At 61.8% G+C, this 23,105-nt stretch carries 24 protein-coding genes and 1 pseudogene; 21 read left to right on the top strand and 4 right to left on the bottom strand.

The features are described 5' to 3' along the window. From AC1D35_RS20030 to AC1D35_RS20020, 3 genes and pseudogenes are all read right to left on the bottom strand, one after another. Window positions 1-374, bottom strand: a pseudogene (locus AC1D35_RS20030) (microcin ABC transporter permease); the annotation flags it as partial. Between the two features lie 157 nt (window positions 375-531). Next, window positions 532-2,367, bottom strand: coding sequence for an extracellular solute-binding protein (locus tag AC1D35_RS20025; RefSeq protein ID WP_113307205.1), 1,836 nt, complete (start codon window positions 2,365-2,367; stop codon window positions 532-534). A gap of 115 nt (window positions 2,368-2,482) precedes the next feature. Beyond that, entirely contained in the window at window positions 2,483-3,112 is a 630-nt protein-coding gene (locus tag AC1D35_RS20020; protein WP_113298149.1) for a TetR/AcrR family transcriptional regulator, read from the bottom strand. A 41-nt stretch (window positions 3,113-3,153) separates the two neighbouring features. On the opposite strand from AC1D35_RS20020, the gene AC1D35_RS20015 reads away from it, so the two are divergent. The 7 genes from AC1D35_RS20015 to AC1D35_RS19985 all read left to right on the top strand — a co-directional run bounded on the left by AC1D35_RS20015 (window position 3,154) and on the right by AC1D35_RS19985 (window position 9,958). After that, the gene (locus AC1D35_RS20015; RefSeq protein WP_113307204.1) at window positions 3,154-3,726 is read left to right on the top strand and encodes a hydrolase; all 573 of its coding nucleotides are present in this window, start codon (window positions 3,154-3,156) and stop codon (window positions 3,724-3,726) included. Between the two features lie 207 nt (window positions 3,727-3,933). Further along, window positions 3,934-5,007: a penicillin-insensitive murein endopeptidase gene (gene mepA / locus AC1D35_RS20010; protein ID WP_113307290.1), complete on the top strand. Its 1,074-nt coding sequence runs from the start codon at window positions 3,934-3,936 to the stop codon at window positions 5,005-5,007. A gap of 83 nt (window positions 5,008-5,090) precedes the next feature. Beyond that, window positions 5,091-5,471, top strand: coding sequence for a methylglyoxal synthase (locus AC1D35_RS20005; RefSeq protein WP_113298147.1), 381 nt, complete (start codon window positions 5,091-5,093; stop codon window positions 5,469-5,471). A 29-nt stretch (window positions 5,472-5,500) separates the two neighbouring features. After that, window positions 5,501-6,517: a glucokinase gene (locus AC1D35_RS20000; RefSeq protein WP_477939709.1), complete on the top strand. Its 1,017-nt coding sequence runs from the start codon at window positions 5,501-5,503 to the stop codon at window positions 6,515-6,517. Between the two features lie 152 nt (window positions 6,518-6,669). Further along, window positions 6,670-8,457 carry an ABC transporter ATP-binding protein gene (locus AC1D35_RS19995; protein WP_113307202.1) on the top strand — a complete coding sequence of 596 codons (1,788 nt, stop codon included), beginning with the start codon at window positions 6,670-6,672 and terminating at the stop codon, window positions 8,455-8,457. 18 nt (window positions 8,458-8,475) lie between these two features. Further along, entirely contained in the window at window positions 8,476-9,300 is an 825-nt protein-coding gene (gene dapB / locus AC1D35_RS19990) for a 4-hydroxy-tetrahydrodipicolinate reductase (RefSeq protein WP_113307201.1), read from the top strand. Window positions 9,301-9,322: 22 nt separating this feature from the next. Next, window positions 9,323-9,958, top strand: coding sequence for a 2,3-bisphosphoglycerate-dependent phosphoglycerate mutase (locus tag AC1D35_RS19985; RefSeq protein WP_113298143.1), 636 nt, complete (start codon window positions 9,323-9,325; stop codon window positions 9,956-9,958). 56 nt (window positions 9,959-10,014) lie between these two features. Here AC1D35_RS19985 and phnF read toward each other — a convergent pair whose 3' ends face one another. Beyond that, the gene (gene phnF, locus AC1D35_RS19980) at window positions 10,015-10,752 is read right to left on the bottom strand and encodes a phosphonate metabolism transcriptional regulator PhnF (protein WP_113298142.1); all 738 of its coding nucleotides are present in this window, start codon (window positions 10,750-10,752) and stop codon (window positions 10,015-10,017) included. 152 nt (window positions 10,753-10,904) lie between these two features. Between phnF and phnG the strand changes: the two genes are divergently transcribed. From phnG to phnN, 14 genes are all read left to right on the top strand, one after another. Continuing rightward, window positions 10,905-11,381, top strand: coding sequence for a phosphonate C-P lyase system protein PhnG (gene phnG / locus AC1D35_RS19975; protein WP_113307289.1), 477 nt, complete (start codon window positions 10,905-10,907; stop codon window positions 11,379-11,381). Beyond that, the gene (gene phnH / locus AC1D35_RS19970; protein WP_113307200.1) at window positions 11,381-11,989 is read left to right on the top strand and encodes a phosphonate C-P lyase system protein PhnH; all 609 of its coding nucleotides are present in this window, start codon (window positions 11,381-11,383) and stop codon (window positions 11,987-11,989) included. Before phnG ends, phnH begins: the two co-directional genes overlap by 1 nt. A gap of 4 nt (window positions 11,990-11,993) precedes the next feature. Then, on the top strand, window positions 11,994-13,100 hold the full coding sequence (locus AC1D35_RS19965) for a carbon-phosphorus lyase complex subunit PhnI (RefSeq protein WP_113307199.1): 1,107 nt from the start codon (window positions 11,994-11,996) through the stop codon (window positions 13,098-13,100). Beyond that, the gene (locus AC1D35_RS19960) at window positions 13,097-13,972 is read left to right on the top strand and encodes an alpha-D-ribose 1-methylphosphonate 5-phosphate C-P-lyase PhnJ (protein WP_113307198.1); all 876 of its coding nucleotides are present in this window, start codon (window positions 13,097-13,099) and stop codon (window positions 13,970-13,972) included. Before AC1D35_RS19965 ends, AC1D35_RS19960 begins: the two co-directional genes overlap by 4 nt. Further along, window positions 13,969-14,745 (top strand): phosphonate C-P lyase system protein PhnK, encoded by a 777-nt coding sequence (phnK, locus tag AC1D35_RS19955; protein WP_477939705.1) that lies wholly within the window; start codon window positions 13,969-13,971, stop codon window positions 14,743-14,745. The genes AC1D35_RS19960 and phnK overlap by 4 nt, the downstream gene beginning before the upstream one ends. Window positions 14,746-14,748: 3 nt before the next feature. Continuing rightward, window positions 14,749-15,459 (top strand): phosphonate C-P lyase system protein PhnL, encoded by a 711-nt coding sequence (phnL, locus tag AC1D35_RS19950; protein WP_113298136.1) that lies wholly within the window; start codon window positions 14,749-14,751, stop codon window positions 15,457-15,459. Then, window positions 15,456-16,073 (top strand): DapH/DapD/GlmU-related protein, encoded by a 618-nt coding sequence (locus AC1D35_RS19945; protein ID WP_113307197.1) that lies wholly within the window; start codon window positions 15,456-15,458, stop codon window positions 16,071-16,073. The genes phnL and AC1D35_RS19945 overlap by 4 nt, the downstream gene beginning before the upstream one ends. A 118-nt stretch (window positions 16,074-16,191) precedes the next feature. Beyond that, entirely contained in the window at window positions 16,192-17,037 is an 846-nt protein-coding gene (phnC, locus tag AC1D35_RS19940) for a phosphonate ABC transporter ATP-binding protein (protein ID WP_477852724.1), read from the top strand. A gap of 89 nt (window positions 17,038-17,126) precedes the next feature. After that, window positions 17,127-18,035, top strand: a complete 909-nt coding sequence (gene phnD, locus AC1D35_RS19935; RefSeq protein WP_113298133.1) for a phosphonate ABC transporter substrate-binding protein — start codon at window positions 17,127-17,129, stop codon at window positions 18,033-18,035. A 164-nt stretch (window positions 18,036-18,199) separates the two neighbouring features. After that, window positions 18,200-19,165, top strand: a complete 966-nt coding sequence (gene phnE, locus AC1D35_RS19930) for a phosphonate ABC transporter, permease protein PhnE (RefSeq protein WP_113307288.1) — start codon at window positions 18,200-18,202, stop codon at window positions 19,163-19,165. Window positions 19,166-19,172: 7 nt separating this feature from the next. Then, complete coding sequence (gene phnE, locus AC1D35_RS19925; RefSeq protein WP_113307196.1) at window positions 19,173-20,519, top strand: phosphonate ABC transporter, permease protein PhnE; 1,347 nt, start codon at window positions 19,173-19,175, stop codon at window positions 20,517-20,519. A 140-nt stretch (window positions 20,520-20,659) separates the two neighbouring features. Then, window positions 20,660-21,355: a DUF1045 domain-containing protein gene (locus tag AC1D35_RS19920; RefSeq protein WP_113307195.1), complete on the top strand. Its 696-nt coding sequence runs from the start codon at window positions 20,660-20,662 to the stop codon at window positions 21,353-21,355. A 13-nt stretch (window positions 21,356-21,368) separates the two neighbouring features. Next, on the top strand, window positions 21,369-22,508 hold the full coding sequence (locus AC1D35_RS19915) for an alpha-D-ribose 1-methylphosphonate 5-triphosphate diphosphatase (protein WP_113307194.1): 1,140 nt from the start codon (window positions 21,369-21,371) through the stop codon (window positions 22,506-22,508). Further along, window positions 22,508-23,104 (top strand): phosphonate metabolism protein/1,5-bisphosphokinase (PRPP-forming) PhnN, encoded by a 597-nt coding sequence (gene phnN, locus AC1D35_RS19910; protein ID WP_113298586.1) that lies wholly within the window; start codon window positions 22,508-22,510, stop codon window positions 23,102-23,104. Before AC1D35_RS19915 ends, phnN begins: the two co-directional genes overlap by 1 nt. Window position 23,105 lies beyond the last annotated feature (1 nt).

Raw genomic sequence — 23,105 nt, 5'->3', positions numbered from 1 at the left:
ATAATCAGATTGAGCACGGTCGTATTGCGGAAGAAGCTCTCGCCGAAATCGAAGCGGATGTAGTTCCACATCATTTCGCCGAAGCGGGTCAGCGGGGGTTTGTCGAAGCCGAACTGTTTTTCCAGCTTGGCGATCAGTTCCGGATCAAGACCTTGCGCGCCGCGATATTTGGAACCGGCATCATCGAATTGCTGGCCGGCATCGCCACCGCCGCCGAGGCGCTGGTCGGCGCTGTCGGCTTGTCCCGTCAGCTGGGCAATGACCTGCTCCACCGGACCGCCAGGGGCGAACTGTATGACGATGAAGGAAATTGCCATGATGCCGATGATCGTCGGGATCATCAGAAGCAGGCGGCGAAAAATATATGCCCCCATCAGCGTGCGCCGATCCGATAGGCAGCCGCTATGCTGCGACGTTCAGTTTTCGCCAATTCCCGTCTTTCCTTTCGTCCGTCCCATGCAGCTATTGCCTGATTCGCACATAATTTGGRCGCCCCAGGCATTCGATGGCAAGAATTTCCTTGTTGCCGGCCTATTTGCCGGCATTGGTGGACCACCACACGCCAGGCATGCCGAGCCCATATTCAGGCAGTTCGGCCGGATGCATGATGCTGTTCCAGTAGGCAAGGCGCGAGGTGCGTGAGCCATAGCTCGGAACGACGATATGCTTGGCAAGCAGCACGCGGTCGAGTGCCTTCGTCGCCGCCACCAGCTCGTCGCGGTCCTTGGCGAAGATCACCTTGGGAATGAGAGCATCGATGGCGAGATCGCTGATGCCGCTGTAATTCTGCGAGCCGACGCGCTTGGCGGCATCCGAGCCCCAATATTCGGCCTGCTCGTTGCCGGGATTGATGGATTCGGCCCAGCCGTTGTACATGACGTCGAAGTCACGGGAGCGCCAACGGTTGGTAAACTGCGACGGCTCGATGCTGCGCACACTTGCATCGATGCCGATCTTCTTCAGGTTCTGCGAGAAGGCGAGCGCGATCGGCTCGATCGTCGGTCCGTTGAGCAGGATTTCAAAAGACAGCGGCTGGCCCGTCTTCACGTTGACCATACGGCTACCCTTCAGCTCGTAGCCCGCCTCCTTCAGCAGGCCGATTGCCGTGCGCAGGTTGTCGCGAAGCTTGGCCGGATCGCCGGCAACCGGATTGGTATAGGGCTTGGTGAAAACATCAGGTGGAACCAGATCCTTGACTTCATTCAGGATTTCGAGCTCTCGGCCTTCAGGCAAGCCCGAAGAGGCAAGCTCGGTTCGGAAGAAGAAACTGTCGATCCGCTCATAGGAGCCGTAGAAGATCGTGCGGCGCAGCTCCTCGAAATCGAAAGCATAGTTCAGCGCCTCGCGCACCTTCTCGTCGGCGAACTTGTCACGGCGCAGGTTGAAGATGAAGCCGACCATGACGCCGACCTTGCGCATCTCGTTTTCAACTTCCTCACGCTTGATGCGCCCGTCCTTGACGGCCGGGAAATCATAGGCGGTGGCCCAGCGCTTGGCGGCATTTTCCCACCAATAGTCGGTATTGTTCGACCTGAAAGCTTCGAACATGACGTCGCGATCGGCATAATAAGTGTATTCGATCGCGCCGAAATTGTTCTGGCCGACATTCACGTTGAGGTTCTTGCCCCAATAGTCGTCGCGCAGCTCGTAGCGGATCTTCGATCCCGGAGTGACGGAGACCATCTTGTAGGGGCCGGAGCCCATGGGCATTTCCAGCGAGGTGCGTGAAATGTCGCGTGGTTTCCCATCTGCGCCGTTCGCCTGCCACCAGTGCTTGGGTACGATCACCAACTGCCCGACGGTCTGCGGCAGTTCGCGGTTGTTGGGTTCGTCGAAACTGAAGGTTACCTCACGATCGCCCGTTTTTTCTGCCGACTTCACGTGGCGATAATAGAACTCCATCTGCGGATCGTTCTTTTTCGCCTGCTCGAAGCTGAAAACGACATCGTCTGGCGTCACAGGCTGGCCGTCGGCCCATTTGGCCTCGGCGCGCAGGCGGAAGGTCGCCGAGGTCAGGTCATCGGGATATTTCAGGCTCTCGGCCAACAGGCCGTAGGACGACGAAAGCTCGTCGAGGGCCGGGGTCAGCAGCGTATCGAACACCGTGCCCAGACCGGCGCCCACCTCTCCGCGCGCAAGCAATGGGTTCAGCGTATCGAAGTTGCCTTCGTCCGAAAGACGCAGCGTGCCGCCCTTCGGCGCCTGCGGATTGACATAGTCGAAATGGTCAAAACCCTGGGGATGCTTGAGATCGCCGACCGTCGAAGTCCCGATCCGCCATCCATCCGCATCCTGTGCAAAAGCCCCGATTGCGAGAGACAGAGACGCTGCCGCGGACAGAAGAAATTTCAGCGTCCAAGATGCCATTCACCAAACCCCTTGTTCTTTTTAGCTTMGTCGAGAATACGGGAAATGCTGGCAAAAAACAGAAAAGAGTTCCGTTTTTATGCCCCTCGCGAAATTTTGACCTGATCATTCCGGTTCAGGGCGTCACTTCCTCGAGACGCTTGCGGAGCATGCGACGCAGCTCCCCGACGAGGCGCGGATCGCCCGAGCCATCGGGGTCATTGGCGGCCGCGACGACGATGCGCAGCAGCTCCAGGACGAGGGCGCCCAGGAGATCGACATCGCGCTCCACCGACGGTTCGGCATTCTTCAGAAGTGCGGTGATACTGGCGCGAAGCTCCGCACGCGATTTCGCCTTGCGCTCCTTGGGCACATCGCGCCGCGCAGCGAGAACCGGAAATTCCGGATGGTCCTCGATGAAGCGACCGAGCCGCGTGAAGATCGCATCGCCGATTTCGGCAGCGCTCTTGCCCCGTGTCTTCTGCGCGAGTTCGGCAAGCCCGCTGTTCAGATGCTGCAGGCGGTCTATGTGCAGCGCCTCGGCAAGGAGAGGCTTGGTCGGGAAGAACTGATAGAGCGAGCCGATCGAGGAATTCGCCGCCGCGGCAATCTCCGTCATGGTTGCGGCATCATAGCCTTTTTCGAGAAAGACCCTGGCTGCCGCTTCGAGGAGAATGGCGACGCGCTCATGGCCGCGCTGGCGCTTCGGCACACGGGTCTGCGGTTCGGGGCTTGATTTTTGCGAGGCTATCCTCGTATTTGTCATTGTGAGGATACCCTCATATTTCCTTCCTCCGGAGATTTCCCATGTCCCTTTATGATCCCAACACCACCGCACTTATTTCCATCGACCTGCAGGGCTTTATCGTCGGCCGGCAGCTTGCGCCCCACTCCGCCCAGCAGGTGATCGAGAATACCGCCGCAATCGCCGACAAACTGAAATCCGAAGGCGGGACAGTGATCCTCGTTACCGTCGGATTCTCCCCGGACTATGCCGATGCTGTCAACCAGCCGGTGGACGAGCCAGCGGTTTTCCCCGAAGGTGGCCTTCCGGCCGCCGCACTTGCGGCACCCGCGGAAATCGCCGCGCTCGCGGTCGACGTCCATATCGTCAAGCATCAGTGGAGTGCCTTCTACGGCACGGCGATGGATCTCCAGCTTCGCCGCCGCGGCATCAGGACCGTGATCCTGACCGGCATCGCCACGAATTTCGGCGTCGAGGCGACGATCCGCGATGCATTTGCCCATAATTACGCAGTCATCGCCGTCGAGGACGCAATGAGCACCTTCTCCGCCGAAATGCATTCGCTTGCCTGCGAGCGCATCCTGCCGCGCCTGTCGCGCATGCGCAAAACAGCCGAGGTTCTAGCCAATACATGATACTGCGGCGTCCCGCACCGCCTGCCAAAACATCGATTCACCAAAATTGCTTTTCACGATAGATTCGATCGCAAATCACCTTGGAGCGCCGTGCGTCCATTCGGACGCACAAAGGACGCTCTAATATTTTGGATCGACGCATCGGGCTTTCCGAAAATCGGTTTCGATTTTCGGGCCGATGCTGCGATAATGCGGCAAGGGGACGGCATGGCTTTCAAGGCCCAGACTTTCAGGACACTCGGCAAATTGGCATTCGCCGGGGCAATGGGCGCAAGCCTTATCGCCGGCGATGTGGGCGCCCAGCAGAAGACGCCGAGCCCGGGCAGCGCCAAGGCGATTTTCGGCGCCGTGAAATTGCCGACGCAGGGGCCGGCGCAACCGATCGGTTTCTACGCCAAGGGCTGCATGACCGGTGCCGAGGCGCTGCCGGCTGACGGGCCGACCTGGCAGGCGATGCGCCTTTCGCGCAATCGCCGCTGGGGCAATCCCGCGATGATCTCCCTTCTGGAAAAATTCTCGCAGGATGCGCGTGCCAGGATCGGCTGGCCCGGTATCCTCGTCGGCGATATTGCCCAGCCGCGCGGCGGGCCGATGTTCAACGGTCATGCCTCGCACCAGATCGGCCTCGATGCCGATGTCTGGCTGACACCCATGCCCTCACAGCGTTTGAGCTACGAAGAGCGGGAGGACCTGCCCTTCATCACCATGCTGCAGAAAGATAAGTTCCTGACCGTCGATCCGAAAGTGTGGAGCAAACAGCGGGCGGAGCTTTTGATGCTGGCGGCAAGCTATCCGCAAGTCCAGCGCATCTTCGTCAACCCGGCAATCAAGAAGAAGATGTGCGACACCTGGACCGGCGATCGCACCAATCTCGGCAAGCTGCGGCCTGAATACGGGCATGACTCGCATTTCCATATCCGCCTCAACTGCCCGCCGGGTGCCAAGGGCTGCACGTCGCAGGCGCCTGTCGCCGCCGGCGACGGCTGCGACAAGTCGCTTGCCTGGTGGTTCACCAAGGAGCCGTGGGCGGCGCCGAAACCGCCGAAGCCCGGTGCAAAGCCGCCGAAGCCGCCGCGTGAAGTCATGGTCTCGGACCTGCCGAAAGCCTGCTCTGCCGTTGTAGACGCACCGTCCGTCGCCTCCTCCGAGGCTGCGACCTATGACGGTCCTTCCGCAGCAAGTGCGCTGACGGCGGCGCCGACCGCTGCTCCGGCGGTCGACACCGGCAGCGCGCTGCCGTCCGTCGGCCCGGTTCCGAACGACAAGCCTTCCGTGCAATAGGCTGTGGTGCGGCTGTCTTTCAAATCACAAACGCCTGGTGTAAAGCCGTCAAATCGATTGAATTACGCGTGGAGGTTCCGTTCATGGCCGGCGGCAAGTGCCTAGCATTGATTGCGCATGACCAGAGGAAGGACGAGATGGCGGAGTTTGCCCGCCGCAACAGGGATCTCCTCGCCCAATGGAAAATCGTCGCCACCGGCACCACCGGCGGACGCGTGCTCGACGCCGTTCCCGACCTTCACGTGACGCGGCTCAAAAGCGGCCCCCTCGGCGGCGACCAGCAGATCGGCGCACTGATTTCCACCGGCGAAGTCAGCGCCCTGATCTTCTTCGTGGACCCGCTGACGCCGATGCCGCATGATGTCGATGTCAAGGCGCTGATGCGGCTTGCGATCGTCTACGACATACCGATGGCGCTGAACGAATCGACGGCTGAAAAGCTCCTCCCTACCCTTAACGCCTGATCTCTCGGGCCTACAGCACGGAACCGGCCATGACTRCACACTCAACTCCCTTGCCCTTTCCGATCCTGATCGGCGACATCGGTGGCACGAATGCCCGCTTCTCCATCCTGACGGATGCCTATGCGGAGCCGAAGCAGTTTCCCAATGTACGCACGGCCGACTATGAGACGATTGACGAGGCGATCCAGAAGGGTGTGCTCGACAAGACCTCCGTGCAGCCGCGCGCCGCGATCCTGGCTGTCGCCGGGCCGATCAAGGCGGATGAAATCCCGCTGACCAATTGCCCCTGGGTGGTGCGGCCGAAGAGGATGATCGAGGGGCTCGGCCTTGTCGACGTGCTCGTCGTCAATGATTTTGAAGCGCAGGCGCTGGCGGTCGCGGCCCTTTCGGATGAGAACCGCGAGCGCATCGGCAATGCATCCGGCGACATGGTGGCGTCCCGCGTCGTGCTCGGACCCGGCACGGGCCTTGGCGTCGGCGGCCTGGTTCACACCCAGTCGACCTGGATTCCGGTTCCCGGCGAAGGCGGCCATGTCGACCTCGGGCCGCGCAGCAAGCGCGACTATGAAATCTTCCCGCATGTCGAGACCATCGAGGGTCGCGTTGCAGCCGAGCAGATCCTCTGCGGCCGCGGCATCGTCAACCTCTACCGCGCCATCTGTGCAGCCGATGGCGTCGAGCCGACAATGAACGATCCGGCGGATATCACATCGCACGCACTCGCCGGCAGCGACAAGGTCGCGGTCGAAACCGTCTCGTTGTTTGCCACCTATCTCGGCCGCGTGGCAGGCGACATGGCGCTGGTGTTCATGGCCCGCGGCGGCGTCTATCTGTCGGGCGGCATCTCGCAGAAGATCCTGCCGGCACTGAAAAAGCCGGAATTCCGGGCCGCCTTCGAAGACAAGGCGCCGCATTCGGCCCTGCTGCGCACCATCCCGACCTATGTCGTGACGCATCCGCTCGCAGCACTATCGGGGCTTTCCTCCTATGCGCGCATGCCCGCAAATTTCGGTGTTTCGACGGATGGCCGGCGCTGGCGGGCTTGAGCCTCAAGCATAGTTTCAAGGCGTTAGAGCGTCCTTTGTGCGCCCCGATGGGACGCACGGCGCTCTAGCCAAAGCCCCCTCAACTCTTTATAGAGCCCGCGCATATGCGCGCCGCGCCTGCGGCATGCAGCCCTGAGACAGGAAGCCTATTTTTGGAAGCCGCCGACAGCAGAAAGCCACACGTCAACAGCGATACCGTGACGGGCATCCTGAAACGCATCATTGCGGAAAACGGCCGGGACCATCTCTGGGGCTATGTCTTCGCAATCTCCTGCCTTGTCGTCATAGCGCTTTCGACGGCGTTCACGGCCTGGATCATGCGGGCGATCATTGACGAGGCCTTCGCCAACCGCCGCGCCGACGTCGTCTGGATCATCTGTCTTTCGATCTTCATCGCCTTCGTGCTGCGCGGTTTTGCGAGCTACGGGCAGGGCGTTGCCCTTTCAAGGATCGGCAACGATATCGTCGCGCGCTATCAGCGACGTATCTATTCGCATCTGATGACGCTCTCGGTCGGCTATTTCAACGAGTCTCGCTCCGCCCATATCGCCGCTCAGGTGAGCCAGAACGTTACCGGTATCCGCGACGTATTGAACCTCACCATCACGTCGACCGTGCGCGACCTCCTGACCTTCGTCTCGCTGATCGGCGTCATGGTCGTTCAGGATCCGCTGCTGAGCCTTGCCGTCTTCATTCTGGCGCCGCCGCTGCTCTATGCGCTGCGTTACGTTTCCAAGCGGCTGCGCTCGGCCACCCGCGAGGCGGTCGATCTCAACAGCCACGTTCTCGGCGCCATGCAGGAGACGATCCAGGGCATTTCCATCGTCAAGGCCTTCACGATGGAAGAGGCACTGGAAAAAAAGGTCAACAAGCTGATCGGCGCTGCCGAAGGCCGGGCAAACCGTATCGCGCGGCTTTCCGAGCGCACCTCGCCGCTGACCGAAAGCTTTGCCGGCTTTGCGGTTGCGAGCGTGCTTGCCTACGCCGCCTACCGCTCGATCTACCAGGGTGTGCCGCCGGGCGCCTTTTTCTCGTTCGTCACGGCGCTGCTGCTCGCTTACGATCCGGCCCGGCGCCTCGCCCGCCTGCAGGTGCAGATGGAACGCGCCATCGTCAACGCCCGGATGATCTACGAGCTGCTCGACATGGAACCGCGCCAGCGCGACCTGCCGGATGCCAAGCCGCTTGTTGTCACCGAAGCGAAGATCGAATTCCGCAACGTTTCCTTCGCCTATGGCAATGAACGCGTGCTTGACGGCGTGACGCTGACGGCCGAGGGTGGCAAGACGACGGCGCTCGTCGGTCCTTCGGGCGCCGGTAAATCGACCGTCATCAGCCTCATTCCACGCTTTTATGATCCGAAGGAAGGCGAGATCCTGATCGACGGACAGGATATCGCCCATATCACCAAACAATCGCTGCGCCGGCAGCTCGCCTATGTCTCGCAGCAGCCATACCTCTTCGAAGGCACGATCCGCGACAATATCCGTTACGGCCGTCCGGAAGCGAGTGACGAGGATATCGAGAAGGCAGCGCGGCTTGCCTATGCGCATGACTTCATCGTCGCGCAGCCGCAGGGCTATGATACGCCGGTCGGCGAAAACGGCGTAACCCTTTCCGGCGGCCAGCGCCAGCGCCTGTCGATCGCCCGCGCTCTGGTGCGCAACGCACCGATCCTGCTTCTCGACGAGGCGACCTCGGCGCTCGATACGGAATCGGAAGCCGCCGTGCAGAAGGCGCTCGACGAGGCCATGACCGGCCGCACGGTCGTCGTCATCGCCCACCGTCTCTCGACCGTGGTGCGCGCCGACAAGATCATCGTGATGCAGCAGGGCCGCGTCGTCGAAGAAGGCAATCACGAGACGCTTGCGAAGGTCAGTGACGGACTTTACGCTCGCCTCAACAATCTGCAGAGGCCTTCGGCTTCTGATTCATACTGATCGGGATGACGGACTGACATGAGCGACGCTGCGATGAAACTGGTTGTGGTCGGAGCGGCGGGGCGCATGGGCCAGACGCTCATCCGTCTCATTCATTCCATCGATGGCGTGACACTGCATGCAGCGGTCGCGCGGCCGGGATCGCCCTTCGTCGGCAAGGATGCCGGTGAAATCGCCGGTCTCGGCGCCAATGGCGTCATCATCGGCGACGATCCCCTGGCAGCGTTCCTGCATGCCGAGGGCGTGCTGGACTTCACATCGCCCGCCACGTCAGTGGAATTTGCCGGACTGGCGGCACAGGCGCGCATCGTTCATGTCGTCGGCACGACCGGCTGCTCCGATGAGCACAATGCAAAGATTGCGGCCGCCTCGCGCCATGCCCGCATCGTCCAGTCGGGCAATATGAGTCTCGGGGTCAATCTGCTGAGCGTTTTCGTGCAGCAGGCGGCTCAGGCGCTTGATCCCGCCGACTGGGATATCGAAATTCTCGAGATGCATCACAAGCGCAAGGTCGACGCGCCCTCCGGAACCGCATTGTTGCTCGGCGAGGCGGCGGCAAAGGGCCGCAATATCGACCTTGCCGCGAAGTCCGTGCGCGTGCGCGACGGCCATACGGGAGCGCGGGAAGCCGGCACGATCGGCTTTGCGACGCTGCGCGGCGGCTCCGTCATCGGCGAGCATTCGGTGCTCTTTGCCGGCGAAGGCGAAACCGTTACGCTTTCGCATAGCGCAACCGACCGTTCGATTTTCGCGCGGGGCGCCATCAAGGCCGCCCTTTGGGCGCGCGACAAGAAACCGGGGCACTATTCCATGCTCGACGTTCTCGGGCTTTCTTCCCATTGACCATTTGTAGGAGGCATTTTTCATGAGCGGTACCCTCGTCCTCGTTCGCCACGGCCAGAGCGACTGGAATCTCAAGAATCTCTTCACCGGCTGGAAGGACCCTGATCTGACCGAGCTCGGCATCCAGGAAGCCACGACCGGCGGCCAGGCACTTGCCGACTACGGCATCAAGTTCGATATCGCCTTCACGTCGGCACTGGTGCGCGCGCAGCACACGCTGACGCTCATCCTCGACAAGGTCGGCCAGCCTGATCTCGAGACGATCCGCGACCAGGCGCTCAACGAGCGCGACTACGGCGATCTCTCCGGCCTCAACAAGGATGATGCCCGCGCCAAGTGGGGCGAAGAGCAGGTGCATGTCTGGCGCCGCTCCTATGATGTCCCGCCTCCGGGCGGCGAAAGCCTGCGCGATACCGGCGCCCGCGTCTGGCCTTACTATCTGACGGAAATTCTTCCGCGCGTCCTGCGCGGCGAAAAGGTGCTGGTTGCCGCGCACGGCAATTCGCTGCGTTCGCTCGTCATGGTTCTCGACCGCCTCACCCGCGAGCAGGTTCTCTCGCTGAATCTGGCGACGGGTGTGCCCATAGTCTACAAGCTGAAGGCAGACTCGACCGTTGCTTCCAAGGAAGTGCTCGGCGACATGTCCGGCGCGCACTGATCGCGACCAGGCATCGATAGGTTCAAGGCTGGGCTCGCGCCCGGCCTTTTTCGTTTTCAGTTCTCGATGGTGAACTGGACGCGGTCTGCCGCAAAGCGGCTGATCGAATATTGCACCGGCACGCCTTCCAGATCGGTGTTCATCGCCTTGGTGATCAGGAGCACGGCGCCCGGCGTCAGCTCCAGGTCGGCGATGTCGCCGGAATCGGCGTGGGTGGCGGTGATCTCGGTCGTGGCGCGCACATAGTCCGACAGTCCGAGGGCGGCAAAAGCCTTGGTGATCGATTCCGTCTTGCGATAGATCTCGCCGATGCCGGCAAAACGGGCGGCCGGGAACCAGCTCGTGCCGCGGGCGACAGGCCGTTTATCCGCGTCGCGCACCGTTTCCAGCCGGATGACAGGCGTGCCCTGTTCGATGCGCAGCCAGCGGGCGACCTCGGCGTCGGCGACCTCCTCTGCGTGGCCGAGCAGCAGCGCATGCGTTTCGCGCGCCTGGTCCCTGAGGCCATCTGTAAAGCGTGTCCGGCGGCTGATCGGGAAGTTCAGGCGCTCCTTGCGCTCGATCAGCGTGCCACGACCCTGCACAGCCCGGACGATGCCTTCTTGGGCAAGCGCGGCCAACGCGCTGCGCACGGTATGCCTGTTGACGCCGAACTGCGTCGCGAGAGCGGTTTCCGGCGGCACCATGCCAGTCGCATCGTATGCGCCGCTGCCGATCGCCTCGCGGATCCTGTCGGCGATCTGCCGCCAGAGCGCTACGCCCGTCTGCCGCTGCACCTGCTTTATGCCTGCCATTACACCCCTTCCCTGATCATTTCGTGGCCCGAACCTCTTCAAGCCCGGCCAATTTTGGACGTGTCGTGTCACACGCTTGTCACCTCGCCGATTTAGGGATAGGTATAGCTTGTATGGTTGTCTATATCAATAGACATTTCGAGGAAAAGACGATGACGGCAGCAGAGAAGACAGAGGCTGCGGCGCAGACAGACAACGGACGCAAACGCACCGTCGATCTGCTGGCGCGCGCTGAGAGGCAAGAATTGCTGGCGGCGTGGGATGCGCTTGCCGAAAAGCCGGCGGCACAGCCGGTGCGCGGCCCGGAAACGGGCCTCGTCATGGTTCGCGGCCGCATCGGCGGCGGCGGGGCGCCCTTCAATCTCGGCGAGGTCACGGTGACGCGGGCGACGGTGCGCCTTGCCTCCGGCTCCGTCGGCCATGCGCAGGCGCTCGGAACCGACCGCGAGAAGGCACGCCTTTCGGCGATCTTCGATGCGCTCTGGCAGGAGGAAGCCACCAAGGGCTTCATCGAGGACAGGCTGCTGTCGCCGATATCAAGCCGCATAACCGCCGAGGCCGGTCGCAAGGCCGAGGAGACGGCCGCGACCCGCGTCGATTTCTTCACCATGGTGCGGGGAGACAACTGATGAGCGCCAAGACCGATGTTCTGACCGGCGGCTTCGCCGAGCCGGTATTCGAGGCCCAAAGCGTGTTCAAGATGCTGATGGACGGCATGGCCCGGCCCGGCACGATCCAGACGGTGGCGGCCGAAGTGACGGCGCCCGCACCGCTCGGCATTGCCGCCGGCGCGATCGGCCTGACGCTCTGCGACCACGACACGCCCGTCTGGCTTTCGGCCGGACTTGCCAGGTCGGCGATTCCGGAATGGCTTGGCTTCCACACCGGCGCACCGCTGACGGCCGAGAAGGCCGAGGCGCGCTTCGCCTTCGTCGAGGCCGGCACGATGATCTCCACCTTCGGCCTGTTTGCCGCCGGCACGCAGGAATATCCCGATCGCTCCACGACAGTGGTGATCGAGCTTGCCGACCTCGAAGGCGGGCGCCGTCTGGCGCTGATGGGTCCGGGCATCCAGAGCGTGACCGAGATCGCGCCTGTCGGCCTGCCGGAAACGTTCCTGCGCCTGTGGACGGAAAACCGCGCCCTCTTCCCGCGCGGCATCGACATCGTGCTGACGGCGGGCAAGCGTTTCCTCTGCCTGCCGCGCACCACCAAGATCACAGCAACGGAGATCTGAGCTCATGTATGTTGCCGTCAAGGGTGGCGAGGCCGCCATCGCCAATGCTCACCGCCTGCTCGCCGACCGCCGGCGCGGCGACCGTTCCGTGCCGGCGATCGGCATCGAGCAGATCGTCGAACAGCTTGCCCTCGCCGTCGATCGCGTCATGGCCGAAGCCTCGCTCTACGATCGCACGCTCGCAGCCCTTGCCGTACGCCAGTCGCGCGGCGACATGATCGAGGCGATCTTCCTGCTGCGCGCCTACCGCACGACTTTGCCGCGCTTCGGTTATTCCAAGCCGCTCGATACCGCAAATATGGAGATCGAACGCCGCATCTCCGCCACCTACAAGGATCTTCCGGGCGGCCAGCTGCTCGGGCCCACCTTCGACTATACGCACCGCCTGCTCGATCCCTCGCTCTTGACGGATGAAGCCGTGGAAGAGCCGGCGCAGCGCGAGGCCGAGACCGGCCGCGTCATGCGCGTCTCCGAAATCCTCGGTCAGGAAGGCCTGATCGAAAATGACGGTGAGCTTCCTGAAGACCACGAAACGGGCGACCTGACGCGCGAACCGATGGAATTCCCGATGACGCGGGATCTTCGTCTGCAGGCGCTTGCCCGCGGCGACGAGGGTTTCCTGCTGGCTCTCGGCTATTCCACCCAGCGCGGCTATGGCCGCAATCACCCCTTCACCGGTGAAATCCGCATCGGGCAAGTCGAGGTGGAATTCGATGTGCCGGAACTCGGCTTTGCCGTTTCACTTGGAACGATCCAACTCACCGAATGCCAGATGGTCAACCAGTTCAAGGGTTCGGCCAAGGCTCCGCCGCAGTTTACCCGCGGTTACGGCCTGGTCTTCGGCCAGAGCGAGCGCAAGGCGATGGCCATGTCACTCGTCGATCGCGCATTGCGAGCTGAAGAGCTTGGCGAGGACATCACCGCGCCGGCACAGGACGAGGAATTCGTCATTTCCCATTCCGACAATGTGCAGGCGACTGGCTTCGTCGAGCACCTGAAGCTTCCGCATTATGTGGACTTCCAGGCCGAACTCGACCTCGTCCGCCGCATGCGCCGCGAATTCGAAGCCGCCCGCAACAGCGGCGAGACCCAAAAGGAGGCCGCCGAATGAGTGATCTCGCCACCTACAATTTCGCCTATCTCGACGAACAGACCAAGCGCATGATCCGCCGCGCGATCCTGAAGGCGATCGCCATTCCCGGCTATCAGGTACCCTTTGCGTCAAGAGAAATGCCGATGCCTTACGGCTGGGGTACCGGCGGTGTGCAGGTAACGGCCTCGATCATCGGACCTGAGGACGTTCTCAAGGTCATCGACCAGGGTGCAGACGACACGACGAACGCGGTCTCCATCCGCGCCTTCTTCCAGAAGGTCGCCAATGTCGCGGTCACGACGCACACCAAGGATGCGACGATCATTCAGACACGCCACCGCATTCCTGAGGACAAGCTCGGCGAAGGCCAGGTGCTCGTCTATCAGGTGCCCATCCCGGAACCGCTGCGCTTCCTCGAACCGCGCGAGACAGAAACACGCAAGATGCATGCGCTCGAGGAATACGGCCTCATGCATGTGAAGCTCTACGAGGATATCGCCCGCAACGGCCGTATCGCCACGACCTATGCCTATCCGGTCAAGGTTCATGGCCGCTATGTCATGGATCCCTCGCCGACGCCGAAATTCGATAATCCGAAGATGCACAGGTCGGAAGCGCTGCAGCTTTTCGGCGCCGGGCGCGAAAAGCGCATCTATGCCGTGCCGCCCTATACCGACGTCGTCAGCCTGGACTTCGAGGACCATCCCTTCGAGATCCAGCGCTTCGGCAAACCATGCGCGCTGTGTGGCGCCGAGGAGGTCTACCTCGACGAGGTGATCCTCGACGACAAGGGCGGGCGCATGTTCGTCTGCTCCGATACCGACCATTGCGAAGACCGCCGCGCGCACGGACATGCCGGCGAAATGCTGGCCCGGGAGGCTGCAGAATGACCGATATACCGCTTCTCAAAGTCAATGACCTCTCGAAGTTCTACGGCAACCGCATCGGCTGCCGGAATGTCTCCTTCGAGCTCTGGCCCGGCGAAGTGCTCGCCATCGTCGGCGAATCCGGCTCTGGCAAGACGACGCTGCTCAACTGCATCTCCACCCGGCTGATGCCGACCACCGGCAGCGTCGAGTATCACATGCGCGACGGCAACTATCGCGACCTCTACCACATGAGCGAAGCCGAGCGCCGCTTCCTGATGCGGACGGACTRGGGCTTCGTGCACCAGAACCCGGCTGACGGGCTGCGCATGACAGTCTCTGCCGGCGCCAATGTCGGCGAGCGGCTGATGGCGATCGGCGATCGCCATTACGGCAAGATCCGCTCCACCGCCATCGACTGGCTGGAGCGCGTCGAGATCGATACCGGCCGCATCGACGACCAGCCGCGCGCTTTCTCCGGCGGCATGCGCCAGCGCCTGCAGATCGCCCGCAATCTCGTGACCGGCCCGCGCCTCGTGTTCATGGATGAGCCRACCGGCGGTCTCGACGTCTCGGTGCAGGCGCGCCTGCTCGATCTCGTGCGTGGTCTCGTCAACGATCTCGGCCTCTCGGCCATCATCGTCACCCACGATCTCGCCGTCGCCCGCCTCCTGTCGCATCGCATGATGGTGATGAAGGACGGCTTCGTCATCGAGCAGGGTCTGACCGACCGGGTGCTGGACGACCCGCGCGAGCCCTATACCCAGCTCCTCGTTTCCTCGATCCTGCAGGTTTAAATCATGGCAACGCCTCTCGTCGTTTCAGAAGTCGCCAAGAGCTTCATCATGCACCTGCGCGACGGCCTCAAGCTGCCGGTCGTTTCCGATGTCACCTTCTCGGTTGCATCGGGCGAATGCGTCGTGCTTGGCGGCCCCTCGGGCATCGGCAAAAGCTCGCTGCTCAAGATGATCTACGGCAATTATGCCGTCGATACCGGACAGATCCTTGTCGACCACAAGGGCAAGATCGTCGACCTCGCCGCCGCCGACCCGCGCACCATTCTCGACGTGCGGCGCCAGACGCTCGGCTATGTCAGCCAGTTCCTGCGCACCGTGCCGCGCGTTGCGGCKATCGACGTGGTCGCCGAGCCGCTGCTCGCACGTGGCGAAGCCGCCGCCAGCGCCAGGGAAAAAGCCGCCGCACTGCTCGAAAAGCTCAACCTGCCGGAAGCGCTCTGGCAGCTGCCGCCCGCCACCTTCTCCGGCGGCGAGCAGCAGCGCGTCAATATCGCCCGCGGCTTCATCACCGATCACACGATCCTGCTGCTCGACGAGCCGACCGCCTCGCTCGATGCGAAAAACCGGGCGGTCGTCGTCGGCATGATCGAGGAAAAGAAAAAGGCGGGCGTCGCCCTGCTCGGTATCTTCCACGATGAGGAGGTGCGCGAGGCAGCCGCCGACCGCATTCTGGACGTCCAGCAATTCTCTCCCCGAAAGGCGATCGCAGCATGAGCCGCAAGCTGGGCATCGAGCCCTATTTCCACGAGACCGCCTCCGTCTCCAATTCGAGCTTCGGCCGCTATACGGAAGTCTCCGAGCGTTGCCGGATCAGCGAAGTGGAGTTCGGCGACTATTCCTACATCATGCAGGACGGCTCGATCTGGTGCGCGACGATCGGCAAGTTCGTCAACATCGCCGCTGCGGTGCGTATCAACGCTACCAATCATCCGACCTGGCGCGCGACGCTGCACCACTTCACCTATCGCGCCGTCGATTACTGGCCGGATGCCGACATGGAGACGGAGTTCTTCGAATGGCGCCGCTCGAACCGCGTCGTAATCGGCAACGATGTCTGGATCGGCCATGGCGCAACGATCCTGCCGGGCGTGACCGTCGGCAACGGCGCCGTCATCGGCGCTGGTGCCGTCGTCTCCAAGGACGTCGCTCCCTATACGATCGTCGGCGGCGTGCCGGCCAAACTCATCCGCGAGCGCTTCCCGAAAGAGGTCGGCGAGCGCATGGACAGGCTCGCCTGGTGGGACTGGGAACACGGCCGATTGCGCGACGCACTGGCGGATTTCAGGGCGCTTGGTGCGGAAGACTTCCTCTCCCGATACGGCGGTTGAGCTGAATATCGCGGCACAGGGTTTTGTGACAGGACTTACACAAAACTGACACGCGAGGTTCATGAAGCGGGACTAATGCGATCCCAGACGCAAGCCTGAAATGCGAAGGAAGAGCATGATGTTCGAACTGAAGAATGTCACACGCCGGTTCGGAAAGAAGCTCGCTGTCGATTCCGTAACGCTGGACATTCCTCAGGGCCAGATGGTCGGGATCATCGGCCGTTCCGGCGCCGGCAAGTCCACGCTCCTGCGCATGATCAACCGCCTGCAGGAACCCTCCTCCGGCACCATCCATTTCGGTGGTGTCGAGGTTTCCGGCCTTCGCGGTCAGCCACTGCGCAACTGGCAGCGCGACTGCGCGATGATCTTCCAGCAGTTCAATCTCGTGCCGCGTCTCGACGTGCTGACCAACGTCATGCTCGGCCGCCTGAACCACCGCTCGACGATCCTCAGCCTGCTCAACGTCTTCAGCCGCGAAGAACGCATCCAGGCTATCGCCGCACTTGAGCGCCTCGGCATCGAGCAGACGGCGCTGCAGGCAGCCGGCACGCTTTCGGGCGGTCAGCAGCAGCGGGTGGCGATTGCCCGCGCGCTGATGCAGAACCCGAAGATGGTTCTGGCCGACGAGCCGATCGCCTCGCTCGACCCGCTGAATGCAAAGATCGTCATGGATGCACTGCGCGACATCAACGAGCGCGAAGGCATTACCGTCATCACCAACCTGCACACGCTCGATACGGCCCGCAACTATTGCGAACGCATCGTCGGCATGGCAGGCGGCCGCGTCGTTTTCGACGGCAAGCCCTCCGAACTGACCTCCGAGGCCGTGAAAGAAATCTACGGCACGGACAAGGACGGCGCGGGCATCGACGAAACGATGACCTCGACCGCAATCAACATGGCTCCGGAAGGAGCCGAAAACCAATCCGCCGGCAATCAACCGCTGGCGCTGGCCGGTCTGTGAGAGGGGCGGCCGCGATCGAATGCCCGCGTCAAGGGCACATTTCTTCGTAACAAAAACGACCGGACCCCCGGTCATTCTGGAGAGAACCCATGTTGAAGAAAGCACTTTTTGCTGCAACGGCGCTTCTGTCGCTCGCAGCTGGCGCTGCCAATGCCGCTGACCTCAAGGAATTCCGCGTCGGCATCCTCGGCGGCGAAAACGAAACCGACCGCCTGCGCAACTATGCCTGCCTTGCAGACCACCTGAAGCAGGAATTCGGCTTCGAGAAGGTTTCGCTCTTCCCGGCTGCCGACTATGACGGCGTTATCCAGGGTCTCCTCGGTGGCACGCTCGACTTCGCTGAACTCGGCGCTTCCGGCTACGCATCCGTTTACATCAAGGACCCGAAGGCTGTTACGCCGATCCTGACGACGCAGCAGAAGGACGGCTCCACGGGTTACTACTCGATCGGTCTCGCCCTGAAGTCCTCCGGCATCAAGACGATCAAGGACGCCAAGGGCAAGAAGCTCGGCTACGCCGATCCGGACTCCACCTCGGGCTACCTCGTTCCGCTGACGCAGATCCCGAAGGACACCGGCATGCCGAACGACAAGTTCTTCGCTTCCACGCAGTTCAACGGCGGCCACGAGAACAACCTTCTCGCTGCTTACGACGGCAAGGTTGACGTTGCTGTTGACGACTCTTCGGGCCTCGGCGATTTCAAGGACGGCTACACCTCCGGTACCTTCCGCAAGGAAGTCGACAAGGGCGCCGTCGATCCGAACAAGCTCGTTGAAGTATGGCGTTCGCCGCTGATCCCGAACGGCCCGCTCGTCGTTCGCAACGCTCTCGGCGAAGAGTGGCAGAAGAAGCTCACCGCCTTCTTCACGGCCCTGCCGGAGAAGGACCACAAGTGCTTCGCAGCTATCGAAGGCGGCGACTACAAGGGCTACGCCCCGGTCAAGCACGACTTCTACAACGCTGTCGTAGAAGTTCGCAAGGCTGCTATCGGCGGCTGATTGCGCCATCCGTATGCGGGGCGGCCGGCGACGGCCGCCCTTTTCTTATGACTACAGCGCCGCGCGTCAGACGCGCAGAGGACGCTGTAGCACTTTAAATTGCGGCATAATTTCATCCTTAAATCGAGCCCGATTTAAGGAATTATGCAGTGGGCGAGGCGTTCATGACTATTGCCGATACACAGCCGCATGTGCCGACGCAGAGCACGAAGGAAATCGCCACCGCTTGGGACAAGATGATCGCCAGACGGCGTTTCTACACCATCCTCGGCCTGGTGATCCTCATCGCCGCCTTCGTCAGCTCCGTACGCTTTGCCGACGAGAGCAATGCCGGTCACTTCTTCGACCGCCTGCCGCATCTGTTCGACTTCCTGAGCTGGCTTATCCCGAAAGACTGGACCGATGTCTGGCGCGCGCTTTTCGATATTGCGAGCCCGAACGACAAGGGTGGCGAGGAATTCAACTTCGCCAATGGCCGTGTCTATGTCTGGGGCAGCTTCTACATTCCCGAATATTTCGAGCTGATGATCATCACGATCAATATCGCGCTCGTCTCGACCATCATCGCCTTCGTCTTCGCCGTTCCGCTCAGCTTCTTTGCGGCGCGTAATCTGACGAAGAATTGGCCGCTGCGCATCTTTACCAAGCGCATCATGGAATTCCTGCGCGCCTTCCCGGAAATCGTTATCGCCGGCCTGTTTTCGGCGATCCTTTCGATCGGACCGGTGGCGGCCATCATCGCGATCACGCTCCATACGATCGGCGCGCTCGGCAAGCTCTTCTACGAAGTCGCTGAAAACATCGACATGAAATCGGACGAGGGTATGCGCGCGGTCGGCGCGAACTGGCTGGAGCGCGTGCGTTTCGCCGCGCTGCCGCAGGTCATGCCGAACTATGCGTCCTATGCGCTGCTGCGCCTCGAGATCAACGTCCGTGCATCGACCATCATCGGCGCCGTCGGCGGCGGCGGTATCGGTGAAGAGCTCAAGCTCTCCATTTCCCGTGGCTTCGGCGCGAAGACCGTGGCCCTGGTGCTGCTGCTCTTCATCACGATCGTCGCTGTCGACCAGTTCTCTGCCTGGCTGCGCCGCCGTCTCGTCGGCGAACACGCCTTCCTCCTGCAACATTGAGGCTGCCATGACGGTCATCGACGCAAACCGCATGCATGAGATCGAAACGCGCTATCCGGAATATTTTCACAAGTCCTTCCGCCAGCGTTTCGGCGGCCTGCTCATTGTCCTCGCGACAATCCTCTACGGCATCTATGCCGTCTGGTTCTTCGACCTGCCGAAGCTCATCGCCGAAGCCCATTGGGAACGCTTCGGCATCTATATGAGCCAGTGGATCAGCTATGACGTGCAGCCGGAATTCCGTATCCAGGACGATGGCACGATCCAGACGCGCTATCCGCGCTTCTCACCGCTTGGCGACGATCCGCATCCGGATTGGCTGAAAACCAATACAGATGGCAGCATCACGGTTCTCGTCAGCGGCAGCGGTCGCACGGTGACGGTCAGCAAGAGCCAGACGACGATCGTTGCCCATGGCATGACGGTGCCGGTCGATGTTTCCAGCGGCGCGCCGAAAGTCGTCGGTCCGGTTCCAGGCTGGATGACGGTCTATGACGACAACGTGCTCGCCAATCTTGGATTTGCAGGGGATGTCAGCATTTCCGTCGACCGTGTGAAGGTGCGCAAGCGCTTCATCGGCTGGGCGAATTTCGTCTTCGATACGCAGTCGCCCTTCTTCGACAAGCCGGTAGGCGAGGTCATCAGTCTCATCGTCTCCGGCCCCCGTATACACCCCGACCAGTCGAACCTGTCGCTTGCCTTCGACAATGTCTGGAACAACAGCGAATGGCAGCACGGCGATGTCTGGACCAAGCTGTTCCAGACCATCGTGATGGCTTTCCTGGGCACGCTGCTGGGTTCGCTTGCCGCCTTCCCGCTCGCCTTCATGGCGGCGCGCAACATCACTCCGAACCGGCTTCTCAACCAGGTGCTGAAGCGCTTCTTCGACTTCCTGCGTTCGGTCGACATGCTGATCTGGGCGCTGTTCCTGACGCGCGCCTTCGGCCCCGGTCCTCTCGCCGGTTCCGGCGCCATCTTCCTCACGGAGACAGGCACGCTCGGCAAGCTCTACTCGGAAGGTCTCGAAAACATCGACAACAAACCGCGCGAAGGTGTGAAGTCGACGGGCGCCTCGACCGTGCTGGTGCATCGTTATGGCATCATGCCGCAGATCGTTCCCGTCATCGTCAGCCAGACGCTCTATCAGTGGGAATCGAACGTACGTGGCGCGACGATCATCGGTGCCGTTGGTGCCGGCGGTATCGGGCTCAAACTCTGGGAAGCCATGCGCACCAATTCCAATTGGGAAAACGTCGCCTACATGGTCATCCTTATCCTGATCGTGGTCTTCCTGTTCGACATGGCTTCGAACGCGCTTCGCCAACGGTTGATGGGCGCCAAGCCCGGTCATTGACGTCAAAGTAAAAGATGATGGCGGCCCTGCCGTCATCATCATTCTGTCATGGAAATCTTTTAGCCGGAGCGTGCTTGCGGTTCGCCGCCAAATCACTGCACATTGCGCTCCCCGTTCGGACGATCTCCAGGATAAAAGCCTTGCGCTACGCTCTCTATTTTTCGCCGCCTAAGGATGATCCCCTGACCGGCGCGGCCTCCGTCTGGCTCGGCCGCGATGCCTTTACCGACGAGGCCTATCCTGCGCCTGGGTACGAGACGCTGCCGGCTGGCGAACAATTCGAACTGACGGCCGATCCGCGCCGCTATGGCTTCCATGCGACGATCAAGGCGCCCTTCGAGCTTGCCTCCTCCGTGACCGAAAAGGACCTGATGGCGGTCGTCGAAGATTTCGCCGCCAACACGCCGGCCTTTGAAATCCCCGAGCTGGTGCTCGGCCAGCTCGGCCGCTTCTTTGCGCTTGTGCCGGGTTCGCTGCACCAACCGCTTCAGGATTTCGCGGCAAAGGTGGTAAAGTCTTTCGAGCCATTCCGGGCGGCACTCTCCGAGGCCGATATTATCAGGCGCAAACCGGAAAGGCTTTCTGAGAGCCAGCGCAATAATCTCATGCGCTGGGGCTATCCATATGTCATGGATGACTTCGGCTTCCACATGACGCTGACCGGCCAGGTGCCGGAAGAGCGCGCGGAAGTGATGAAGGCGATCCTGACGGAGCGTTTCGCAGGTTTCACCGGCAGGCCGCTTCGCATTTCCGGCCTTGCCGTCTTTCGTGAGGAGGCGCGCGGCGCGCCTTTCAAAGTCCACACATGGCTGCCTCTTGCTGGCGCCAGAAGCTGAAAGATTTTCTGACATGAGCAAAGAAACCGTTCTTTCAAACGCCCGGATCGTTCTCGAAGACGATATTCTTTCGGGCTCCATTCTCATCCGTGACGGCAAGATCGCCGATATTTCGAAAGGCAATTCGGTAGCCGGCGAAGACTTTGAAGGCGACTACATCATTCCAGGCCTCGTCGAGTTGCACACCGACCACCTGGAAGGCCACTATTCGCCGCGTCCGGGCATTCGCTGGAACAAGACGGCGGCCATACAGGCCCATGATGCGCAGATCGTCACCTCGGGTATCACCACGGTCTTCGACTGCCTGCGCATGGGTGCTGACGAAGACGGCGGCTTCGAACATGGCGAGATGCGCGAGATGGCCGACGCCATCCAGTCCGCTGAAAAGGAAGGGCGTCTGCGCGCCGAACACCTGATCCACCTGCGCTGCGAGGTCTCGGCCGACAACGTGCTGCAGCACTTCGCCGATTTCGAGAACGACCCCTATGTCCGTCTCGTTTCGCTGATGGACCATGCGCCCGGCCAACGTCAGTTCCAGACGATGGACCAGTACATCTTTTACTATCAGAAGAAGCGCGGGCTCACGGACGAGGAGTTCGCCCGTTTCTGCGCCAGACGCATCGCCGAATCCGATCGCAATTCGACGCCAAATCGGGACGCGATCTCCAGGGTCTGCGCCGAACGCGGCATCACCGTCGCCAGCCACGACGATGCCACATCTGTCCATGTCGATGAGGCGATCGAAAACGGCGTTCGCCTGGCCGAATTCCCGACCAGCATCGACGCAGCCCGGCTGTCGCACGAAAACGGCATGAGCGTTCTGATGGGCGCGCCGAACATCGTGCGCGGCAAATCGCATTCCGGCAATATCGCCGCGCGTGATCTGGCGCAGCTCGGCGTTCTCGACGTGCTTTCGTCCGACTATGTGCCGCTCAGCCTGCTGCATGCGCCCTTCATTCTTGCCGACGAGGTGGAGGGCATTACGTTATCGAAGGCAATTGCAATGGTGACGGCCACGCCAGCACGCACCGTCAGCCTCAACGATCGCGGCCGCATCGAAACCGGCCTGCGTGCCGATCTCGTCCGTGTGCACCGCTCGCATGGCGTGCCGGTGACACGTTCCGTCTGGCGTGAAGGACGCCGTGTCGCATGATGATGTCACACGAACCCCATCCGGGCGCCGGCGCCGAACACGGTATCATGGTCGTCGTCGTCGGCCCGAGCGGTGCCGGCAAGGACACGCTGATGAACCTTGCCGCCCGGCATTTCGAACGCCGTGAAGACGTGCATTTCGCCCGCCGCGTCATCACCCGCCACGGCGATGCCGGCGGAGAGGATCATCTCGCCGTTTCGGATGCCGGATTCGCCTCGATGGAGCAGGCCGGCGCGTTTGCCGTCTGGTGGGAGGCGCATGGTCTCAAATACGCCATTCCGGCAGAGGTTTCCGTCGCACTTTCCAAGGGCCACATTGTCGTTGCGAACGGTTCGCGCTCGGCGCTACACCGTTTCCAGGCCGCGTTTCCGCGGCTGAAGGTCATCAATGTGACGGCCCGCCCGGAAGTGCTCGCCGGCCGGCTCGAGGCTCGCGGCCGCGAGACGCATGAGGATATCATGGCCCGTCTTGCACGCGGCCCGCTGACAGTGCGTGGCGATTATGATGTCGTGGAATTGGATAATAGTGACTCGCTTGAGGAGGCCGAGCGCAGGATGATCGATCTCCTGGACGGCTTCCTGAAGGAAATCGCCTGAA

This window comes from Rhizobium sp. P1_E6 (genome assembly GCF_056405875.1).
Note: the sequence above shows the minus strand (reverse complement) of the source record. Positions and strands in the feature narration are given on the sequence as shown.

Bases quoted from the DNA above. Each gene is read 5' to 3' on its own strand.
- AC1D35_RS20025 (WP_113307205.1), bottom strand. From the start codon at position 2,367: ATGGCATCTTGGACGCTGAAATTTCTTCTGTCCGCGGCAGCGTCTCTG.
- AC1D35_RS20020 (WP_113298149.1), bottom strand. From the start codon at position 3,112: ATGACAAATACGAGGATAGCCTCGCAAAAATCAAGCCCCGAACCGCAG.
- AC1D35_RS20015 (WP_113307204.1), top strand. From the start codon at position 3,154: ATGTCCCTTTATGATCCCAACACCACCGCACTTATTTCCATCGACCTG.
- mepA (WP_113307290.1), top strand. From the start codon at position 3,934: ATGGCTTTCAAGGCCCAGACTTTCAGGACACTCGGCAAATTGGCATTC.
- AC1D35_RS20005 (WP_113298147.1), top strand. From the start codon at position 5,091: ATGGCCGGCGGCAAGTGCCTAGCATTGATTGCGCATGACCAGAGGAAG.
- dapB (WP_113307201.1), top strand. From the start codon at position 8,476: ATGAGCGACGCTGCGATGAAACTGGTTGTGGTCGGAGCGGCGGGGCGC.
- AC1D35_RS19985 (WP_113298143.1), top strand. From the start codon at position 9,323: ATGAGCGGTACCCTCGTCCTCGTTCGCCACGGCCAGAGCGACTGGAAT.
- phnF (WP_113298142.1), bottom strand. From the start codon at position 10,752: ATGGCAGGCATAAAGCAGGTGCAGCGGCAGACGGGCGTAGCGCTCTGG.
- phnG (WP_113307289.1), top strand. From the start codon at position 10,905: ATGACGGCAGCAGAGAAGACAGAGGCTGCGGCGCAGACAGACAACGGA.
- phnH (WP_113307200.1), top strand. From the start codon at position 11,381: ATGAGCGCCAAGACCGATGTTCTGACCGGCGGCTTCGCCGAGCCGGTA.
- AC1D35_RS19965 (WP_113307199.1), top strand. From the start codon at position 11,994: ATGTATGTTGCCGTCAAGGGTGGCGAGGCCGCCATCGCCAATGCTCAC.
- AC1D35_RS19960 (WP_113307198.1), top strand. From the start codon at position 13,097: ATGAGTGATCTCGCCACCTACAATTTCGCCTATCTCGACGAACAGACC.
- AC1D35_RS19945 (WP_113307197.1), top strand. From the start codon at position 15,456: ATGAGCCGCAAGCTGGGCATCGAGCCCTATTTCCACGAGACCGCCTCC.
- phnC (WP_477852724.1), top strand. From the start codon at position 16,192: ATGTTCGAACTGAAGAATGTCACACGCCGGTTCGGAAAGAAGCTCGCT.
- phnD (WP_113298133.1), top strand. From the start codon at position 17,127: ATGTTGAAGAAAGCACTTTTTGCTGCAACGGCGCTTCTGTCGCTCGCA.
- phnE (WP_113307288.1), top strand. From the start codon at position 18,200: ATGACTATTGCCGATACACAGCCGCATGTGCCGACGCAGAGCACGAAG.
- phnE (WP_113307196.1), top strand. From the start codon at position 19,173: ATGACGGTCATCGACGCAAACCGCATGCATGAGATCGAAACGCGCTAT.
- AC1D35_RS19915 (WP_113307194.1), top strand. From the start codon at position 21,369: ATGAGCAAAGAAACCGTTCTTTCAAACGCCCGGATCGTTCTCGAAGAC.
- phnN (WP_113298586.1), top strand. From the start codon at position 22,508: ATGATGTCACACGAACCCCATCCGGGCGCCGGCGCCGAACACGGTATC.